Origin of the sequence: Kamptonema animale CS-326, from assembly GCF_028330895.1 — a bacterium.
GTDB lineage: Bacteria > Cyanobacteriota > Cyanobacteriia > Cyanobacteriales > Microcoleaceae > Kamptonema > Kamptonema formosum.
Genome location: NZ_JAQMUA010000268.1, coordinates 1 through 9448 on the forward strand (window position 1 = coordinate 1; position 9448 = coordinate 9448).

2 protein-coding genes and 1 pseudogene are annotated in these 9448 nt (G+C 44.0%); 1 reads left to right on the plus strand and 2 read right to left on the minus strand.

The window, feature by feature from the left end:
• Positions 1-164: 164 nt before the first annotated feature.
• Together PN499_RS15475 and PN499_RS29670 are read right to left on the minus strand one after the other, a co-directional pair.
• Positions 165-8222, minus strand: coding sequence for a LamG-like jellyroll fold domain-containing protein (locus PN499_RS15475; RefSeq protein WP_272032885.1), 8058 nt, complete (start codon positions 8220-8222; stop codon positions 165-167).
• Positions 8223-8585: 363 nt separating this feature from the next.
• Positions 8586-8792, minus strand: a pseudogene (locus tag PN499_RS29670) (IS982 family transposase); the annotation flags it as partial.
• 130 nt (positions 8793-8922) lie between these two features.
• Between PN499_RS29670 and PN499_RS15485 the strand changes: the two are divergent.
• Positions 8923-9159 carry a hypothetical protein gene (locus PN499_RS15485; protein ID WP_272032886.1) on the plus strand — a complete coding sequence of 79 codons (237 nt, stop codon included), beginning with the start codon at positions 8923-8925 and terminating at the stop codon, positions 9157-9159.
• Positions 9160-9448 lie beyond the last annotated feature (289 nt).

A 9448-nucleotide genomic window follows, 5' to 3' on the forward strand; every position in this document is an offset into this window, starting at 1 on the left:
GATTAACTTTAGCTATGAATTAAATAATCGAAGTAAAGCAGGGCTTATTATGTGAGGAAGATGGGCCTCTTCTTCATTTCTCACCCCCCTGCTTTTTATAACTTTTTCAGCAAGCCCTACTTAAAGTGACATCATCGGGAGCGCCCACAAAGCAAGTTTCTGGGCTAAATCCCTGCGTTTAGACCAAAATACAACGCCAGGTATTGAACCACAGCTTCTTCATGACCTTGGAGTTCAGGAAAATAGGTCGCGATCGCACTTCGCACCGCATCCGCAAAAGTCACAAAGTCCTGAGTCTTAGTCTGCACAAAAGGTTCAAGCTTCTTGATTAACTCCCAATTACTCTCAATATTAGCCGCCCGAATCGCCTTTTCAAGGGGAGGCGCATTTGGGGCCGCAATCTCCGGTAAAATGCGACTGACAAAGGTGACACGGTGAAACACCCGCCAACAGGAGGGCTTTTTCTCACCTTGGTTGGCTTGACGCAGCGCGATCGCATTAGGATCGCTACTTTGTTCCAACCAAATCGGGTCTACCACTTTCCCAAAAAAGTCCTCAAAGTTTTCCGTTGTCGGTTCAAAATAGAAGGTCATAAAGCGGTACGCATCCACTTTCCCCGGTTGTTTAATCGGATTTCCCTGGGAATCGTAAACTCCCAGTTCTTCAGGATGGTACAGTCCGTAATACTTCGCTTTCAGAGCTTCCGTATTGGCATAAAGTTGAATATCCCGCTCGACATCCACTTCCACTTCCAACGCAAAAGACTTCTCTGTATCCCGTCCCTTCGTTTTTGTCGTCGCCAAATGACCGCCAAACATGGCATCCAATTCAAAGCCAACGGATAACATACCGACGCTCAGCGAAAAATCTAATCCACCGCCAGCCATACCTTGGAAGGAATAGAAACCCGTTGTCGTTTCTGTGGTAGCTTCCATCACGTCCGCAGACTCAGAGAAAAAGCCTCCATCCGCAGTCCAAACATAGGTATTCACCAAATTCCGAGTCGCTATCTGTTTCCCGCGCAGTTCTTCCAAAGAACCCTCTGCTTGATAGCTCACATTCTGGAAAGTCGAATACTGATCGTAATAGGTCGCTAACTCCTGCCGTTGTCGCTCAATACGTTTTTTGAGACTATAGGCTTCAATAGGCTTAAAGTAACTCCATTGTCCATAATTCGCCGCATTGGGATAGTGCGGATCGACTTGCACGCTGCCATCTTCCTTCAAGCCAACTTTCCCATCCAGAGTTCCCTGTTTTGTATAATTAGGATTAAGCGGGAAGGTAATAATATTCCAATCTTTGGGGATATCTGGATTGGGTAAGAACCGATAGGATACCAAGGCATTATTATGGGCCAACCGGAGGGCAAACACATCCATTGTATCCGACTGGACTAAGGCTAACCCCACATTCGCAGGAATATAGCGACGACCCACATAGGAGTTAATTTCTGAGCCAATTTTCTCCCAAGCTCCCCAGGTTTGCAAACGGCTTACTTTGGTTGTGTTATAGCCATAACTTACACTGGCTTCAGCGATCGTGCCTTGAGAAGAACTAAAAGCCGTTTTTAACCGTGCGCCTCCCTCCAGTTCCAGAACCTTTTTCTCGACACCCAAACCCACACTGACTTCATCCGATAAACCCACAGAGGCTTGCATCTCAATGGACATATCAAAACCACTTTCTTTAGAAGACGAGTAAACATACTGGACGCTATCTGACTCGACTAATTGAATCGCCGTGCCATCGTAGGGGTCCATATCCACACTTGCTCCCGTAAGGTTTTCACTAGGTACAGGGGGTGCGCCTTCAATGTAGCCAATAATTTGGGGATCTGCTTGCACTTGTCCGATCCATTCAGTAATCAAATTCCCCACTTTATAGCCCGTCAACAAGTGCCATTGACCATTTTTGATATAGCTATAACAGCGTTTTTGAATGCCGATTAAATTGCCATCAATGTCGTACTGTAAGTCTGAATATTCTTGCACCCCTGGGCTGCAATGAATCGTATCGTGGAACTGAGTTTTCACCCCGGCTAGGGCAGAACGAATAATAGCTGTATCTTCGCTAATCGGAGCTGTAGACAAAACAGACATTGGTTTAGCATCGTTCAAACCCAGGGTTAAATGATTCCCAATCAAGGATTGATCTAATAGGTCGGTCTGACTTTCTAGATCGAAAGTGTAATTAGCAATCAAGTCTTGTTTTTCCCCTTTAATGCGGCTAAACAAATTGTCTTGAATTTGTTCTTGGGTGCGGGCAATTTTCCAGATGCGAACTTCTTCCATCGTTCCCGCAAATGGTTCTAAACAACTGCTACTTTTTACCGCATGATTGACGGGAATTCCATACTGTTCGCCTAGCCATTTTTCTACCTTTTGTCGTTCCGCTTCTGAGAGGACGCGATCCCAAATCAAAATGGCAGCAATATCAGCATCGCTCACTTCACCCGATAATCCACCTTTACACAAGCCCAACTTACCAGGAGCCGTGCTACCCCCGCTGTTCCCTTTAGAAACTCCATCCACATACCAGTTGGGGCTAGTTCCTTCGAGGGTGACTGTACTAATGGTAAAGGTATTTAGAGTTGCGGTATAGGCACTTCCGACCCAACCTTCCAGATAACAGCCATTGTTACCGCCGTGTTTCCCAACCAACCAGTTATTATCACGGCTTGTGAGAGTACGACCTTTAGTATTGCCATAGTAGCGGTCTACAATAATGGCGGTAAAAGGCTTTTGCAGGTTCAGGGTGTCGGGGAAAGTCATGCCACAACTGCTGTCAAAGCGCATGACTTTGAAGTTTTTGCCGTTATAGTTGCTGACGGCAAAAACGTTGGGCATGGCACTGTTAGAGGCTTTACTAGCGTGGTTGCCACGACTAGATAAATCATCCCAGCGATCGCCTACTTTATAACTATCCCCAGTGAGATACACCAGTAAGCCATTGGTGGGCACAGGACTGCCTGTATTTTGAGCAATTCCCCCTAATGTGAATTGTTTTTCACCCCAACTGACTTGAGGGGTAAAGGTTTCCATTGGCACGGGAATCCCATTTTGATAAAGGGTTAAACTAGAGCCTTGAGGGTCGGGATTTTTAACCCATTGGGCGGCAATAATCACCGCATGGTTTTCGGCTTTCGAGTCGGAGGCAATGTTGCCTTCATTTTCTTCTAAACGCCACCAAGCCACTAGCCCTTTTTCTTGACCATTAATCTTGGTTCCTAAATTGGCTAGAGCTACTACAGTATTCCAGAGGCGAATCTCACTAATCACCCCTTGTAAGTAATTGGGTTGTGAACCTTGATAGGTTTTCCCGATTTCCAATTTTTGGGAATTGCGGTCTAAGTCTGCCCCTTTATAAATTTCATACCCTGCCACTTTTTGATTGATATAAAAGCGAATATCTGCCCATTGATTGACGATTACATTAGGGAGATCGGCAGTTCCTTGATTTTTGACTTCCGTTTGATGTTGGCGGGTGACAGCGATTTTATAGAACTGTCCCACTTGTAACGCTTCACTGGATTTATAGATGTAGCTTTTTCCCTGTTTGTCTTCAAAGGCAAAGGCAATTTTGCCATCGGTGTCAATATAAAGGGAATAAGGCACATTTCGATCCGTGCCATCTCCCAATTTGCCTTTTGTCAAGATGCCTTGACGTTGACTCAATGTGTCAACCCGTAAGAAGGTTTCTAGCGTTAAATCTCGGTCTAAATCTAAGGTGGGATTGTGGTCGCATTCTAAGAAGCCCTTGCCCTTAAATTGCAAGGCGTAAGATTGGTTATATACGGCGGACAAATGATGCCATTGCGCCATAGGAGCAGCTTCTTTGGATTTTTGGAACAGGTTGCCAACGCCTGCAAAGCTATAAATTTGGCTTTCTTGAATCACGGAAGCAACGAGAGCTGGTTGCCCAAAAATGGTGCCATTATAACCATTGGGAGAGTAGTCTTTAGCGATTCCTCCTGTAAATTGCCAATAGCCCATTAAACCTGCTTCATTGCCTACGAGTCGGCGATTCATGCCGCTTTGAATCTCTGCTTCAGAAAGCGCTTTATTCCAAATCTGAACTTCATCTAAACTCCCGTTATAATAATAACCGCCCTGAGCAAAAGACCCTAAGCGGAATCGTGTTGCTTTCGTTAGGGTTATGGTTTTACCTGTTCCACTGTGCCATAACTTCCCATTGAGATAAATTTTCATCTCTCCGGTAGCAGCATTTTTGGTGAATGCCCAATGAGACCAAACCCCTTTGAACTCAGAGGCTTGGGCAGCTTTTTCAATCCGGTCATAAATACCGCCACTGCCGCCACAGTCAAAATAGATGTTGCTATTGTCCCAAGGAAAGTGAATATTGAGCACTCTTACGTTGTTAGCATCTAAGGCTTCAAGTACAGAGTTTTGATTGGGCAGTTTTGAGCCGCCTAATGCCCAAAAACTAATGGTAATTTCGTTCCCTATAGGGATGCTGGCGGGCGGAAGTTCGATATAGTCATCTACGCCATCAAATTGGAGGGCTGAGATGCAATTGCTACTCTTGGATTGAATCCCTAATGTATATTGGGACTGAGCAGAATTGTGATGAATTACGCGACAGCTTTCTGCTAATTGTGCGGGACGAACCCACGTTTCTAGGGTTAAATCCCCTTTGGCATCGAATTGAGGGAGTTTAGCTAGCTCTCCAAGTCCCACATAGTCATCTTTGCCATCAAAGGACAAGGCGCGACCGGGTGATTCTGCCACCCATTGACAGGAACGGGTGGTTTCGCTGTCGGTGACGGTGCTATTGACCACATTTCCGCTACTACTGCCGGGTTGGAAGAAGAATTGCAGGGAACCGGTACTGAGGGAGTTGCTAGTACGGTTGTTTGTCGTCCATGCGTCGTAGTCGTAGGGGATGAGATAGATGGCAGTGTCTGCGGGGACGCTGAGGTTGGCAGGGGTGATGGGAATGCTATCTTCTGTGGCACTCGTGTCTTCACTGACAACGACTTTCCGATTTCCTATGGAGAGAATAGAACCTTGGGGGAGCGTTTGTTTGGCTTTTTGGCTCAACATCAAACTGTTGATGGGTTTACCAATGGCAGGTTCTCCCAGTTTGCCAATAAAGATGGGCTGACTTGCTCCCCCATTGAGGACGCTGCTAAATTGTTGGACTTCTCGCGGTAGATTGCGCCAAGTTTCTTCGAGTCCGGTGGCTTGGTTGGTAATCTTGAGGGTGCAGGTTTCGGGGGTGGCACTGTCGGTAATGGTGAAGGTGGCGCGATCGCACTCAGGTTCTGCCGAGCGAGCTGTTGCACTCAGTTTACCGATTTCTACGTCTAATAAATACCGTGCTTTGGTGGTATTGGTATCATAATAGGTAACAAAAAATTGATCGTCCAATCCTCGGAAATACAAGGCTACTTTCCCGGTCGCACTATTGACCAGTAAGGGAGTATCTTTGGTATAAGCAAAGTTGAGTAAGCCCCCAGCTACAGTCAGGCCGCAAGGGTCTGTATGCAGCAAGGACATGGGCAGGGCAATTTCCCCTTGAATGCCAGAGCGCAATAATTCTAACTCGGTTTCTTTATTTTCCAGTTGAATTTTTTGCAGGGCTAACTGACTTTCTTTTTCCTTGAGTTTGTCGCGATCGGTGTAGAGTTTATTTAACTCATTAATCGTGTTGGTTAATTCAGTTTGTTTGTTCCGTAAGTTATTTTCGACATCTGTAATCTTGGAGGTTGCTCGCTCAGTTTTAGTAAAAGTGAAAACTCCTGTTTGCATAGGAGCGCTCAGGTTAGCCTGAATCGAGAAATTATAGTTATTGCCGCTACTCTTAGTAAGAGACAACATTCCCGCTACCCTTTCCCACCAATCATCTACCTTAAAAGAACCATCATAAATTAAGCCGCGTGAGCGATCGCTACTCCAGAAACTCGGTGCCTTTGTGGTTAAATGGTTAGATGGGCAAAGTCTTGTAGAACCCTGATAGCCACCCAAAAAAGTCCAATATTGACCATCATTATTATCATTTCTCGGCTGGTGCGATAAACTTCCATTGCCGTCTGCTGTCCAGTAGTTGCCATTGCCGTTCACCTGAATCCGACAAAAATAATTAAACATATCCTGTTTCTTATTATTTAAGTCGTCCGTTAATGACTTAACTTCTGCTTCTAACCTTGCCTTTTGTGCCTCCAAGATAATAATTCTTTGAGTGGCTGTTTTCAAGGCAGCAATCTCAATTTCCAACTGATTAATACTAGCCTTTAAAGTGGCAATGTCTTCCTGTAAACGGCTAACGGCATCTAAATCTTGGTTTGCTGCATTCCCTGCCTGGAGATTTGGCAGAGTGAGATTATCGGGAACTTGGGCAATTCTGCCTTCCCGTGAAACGGCGAAATCTAAGGCGGCAATAAAATGGGTGTCGGTTGATGCTGAACTTGGACTGCTGGTGCCAAGAGTTAACATCACCCTGGCATTACGTTTGACCGGTTTTTCTTGGCGATCGTACCCTGTGGAAACTTTTTCCTGTTGATGATACAGCAGGGCGGATAAACCCGAAGTAATATTCCGTTGCTCTGAACCGGATTGTAAGCTAAAGCTGGTACGTTGGAGTCCGGGACAATCGCCAATGGGGGCATCGGATTTAACCCAAGTTGCACCTTTGATGCTACCGTGAATGGCGTTTTCAGTTTGGTCATAGAGGCGATCGCCAAATCCTTCATCAAAACGCCAATAGGCCCATAATCCTGGTTCATCCCCAACTAAACGCTGGTTCATATCCGCCTGAATTTCGGTTTGGCTGCGGCAACGAGTCCAAATCCTGACTTCATCCATTTTACCATCGAAGAAAGCATCGTTGGGCCAATTACTCTTTCCTAAATAGTTCCGATTCCGAATTAATGTTCGGGGGAGATGAAGTTTTTTCTGTCCAATTAACAGACCATTTTTATATAGGGTGGTCTTGCCTGTATCATCCATCGTGACAGTAATATGCAGCCACTCGCCAATTTCTATGGCATTAGGAATCTCGATTGACTGTGAATTATCTCCCTGACAAATATACAATCCTAGATTATTAGTAGTCCCCACATTTGTTAAAAGAATATTGTCTGAGCCAATGCCATTTCCAAAGTCAAATATTCTAGTATAATTTCCCAACCCATGATAGTAAACCCAACTTTCAATAGTGAAAGATTGAAAGAGATTTTCGGGCGTGGAAGGTAGTTCTACATAATCATTTACCCCATCAAAATTGAGAGCAGATTCGGCATAGCCTGACTTACTAATAATTGGTATTAATGGCTCTCCAGTAAACGAATCTGTCCCCGGTTGACGTTCTAATACGGAGTTTTGATACTGCGGATCTGGACTGGTATAAAGTTGTGTTCCTTTGGTATTAAACAAGCCATCATTGGAACGTTCCAAATTAAAGGAATCAATGAGTCCGGTCTTACTATTATGAGTGAAAATTTGCCACCGCTCTAGTTCGGCGATTTGGGTGGGCAGCAATAAGACATTAAAGCGCCCGTCTTTTAAGTTACGAATAAAATCTAATTCTTGAGTGGGCTCAAAAAAGGGCTTTTTCTCTAAATCTTTTGCCCCTAAACCGTCTTTATTCGTTTGGGGATTGTATTTGTGGCGACTGCGTTGATACCGCACTTCCATTTTAAGTTTTAATTCTGTCCCGGCTAAAACGTAGCGGTCTACAAGCAGAGTTTCATTGACTAAGGGGACTTTTTGCTGTGCTTTATCTAAAACAAAGTTTCCCGCTTTGTCTTGTTTATAAAGCATATCACTGTGATTTTTATCAATGGCTTGACGGAATAAATAGATGAATTTACCGTCTGATAAAACTTGAAAAGAAGCTTGAGAGGTAAAGCGGGCAGTAGTTGATAAAAAGGGGTCTATTTCTTCAGAGCGTAATGTTCCAAGTTTAGCTTCTTGTCTCGTGCCTTTTTTCACAATTGGCATTCTAACATTGGGCAAGATTGCATAGCCCACTTGCACAATTTCGTTGGGAAAACTAATTTCTTTAGGGTTATCTAACCAGTAATTAACATCTAGGGGGCTTTTTTGTTGGGTTTTCGTGTCTTCTAGGGCTAAAACTGAGTAGTAAATCCGCCTTGATTCGTCCATCGCAAAGGCAATAATTGTTCCTTTATGGTTGATTTGTGCAGTATATTTATAGGTCTTATCAGTGTAAGTTTTGACGAAGTTGTTGAGGATATTCATGAGAGTTAATTTGTTGAAATGGTAACAAAGAAAGCGTCGATCTAGTTGACCCAAATAAAATAGAGTGGCAAAAAAATAATCACAAGTTAGTTGCTACTTTTGTTTTGTTGATTGACAATCTCACCGCTAATCTGAGAAAGACTGTAGGGGCGCATTACTAAATAGCGCTATTTAGGTTTCTGCTTCAACCCACTAGCCTTCAGATATTTACTTTCTTCGAGTATCACAGTTACTCCAGAGGCTCACAATGTTATCGGTCTCATCAATACATTATCAGTCGCTTTTTTGTGATCTTTCAATTTTTGTTACATAAATTAATATTTTTTGAAGGAATCACGGGCAGCGATCGCAAACATCCACCTACCCCCAGACGAACCCCAACTTGAAGCTGCCGCCGTCGCCTATTCCGCGTACCTTAGCGCTGACTTTGGTAGAATCAATAAAACTTGTTCCTGTCATTTCTCCTTTACAACAATATTCAAAGTAACAGCATAGTGCTAATAAAACGTAAGACATTAATTCTACAAAACGATTATAACTAACCAAATTAGGTATGGCTTTTGACCAATACGGCTCTAAGTGTGATGCTCTGCGCTCCATAAAAGCCTCCCTAATTGTCTAATATTTGCTGGTTAGATCTCTACTTTCGCACGCGGACGCAAGCCTGATCATAGTTTTATCTGTGACGTGAATGTAACTTTTGGACTGGCGATCGCCAGCCCAAAAGTCGCTTGTCCGTCGCGATGCCAGTCCAAAAGTTGCTTGTCCGTCGCGATCGCACTCCATCGAACTCACGTTACGATACATTAACAGCTTGTTGCTGTTTTCTAATGGCACGGGTTTGATTTTAGCTTGCTACCTAAGAGCACCAACTACATTAACTGACTCGCTCCGGGCTGACCTATCAACTCATGCGAGCGATCGCACAGTTCTATAAAAGTCCAAACTGCCCCATCAAACTTCCTTGCCTTGGCTGCTCAGTGTGCGATCGCTAACTCCAGCTTCCAACAATTCCTATCGCAGTCTTGCAAAAACCGTAAATTGGCAAAAAGTGCTCAAATTCGACTCTTGTACGTACATTTGACATGGCTTGCTATGCTCTTTAAGCTGTTGCACACTTAAATAGTGTATAATAGAAACTTAACTTAGTCAAGCAGTACAAAAATGCCAGCTAAAAATCATCTCAATCAAGAACAAATAGAAAAACTACAGCAAGCCTTAAAACA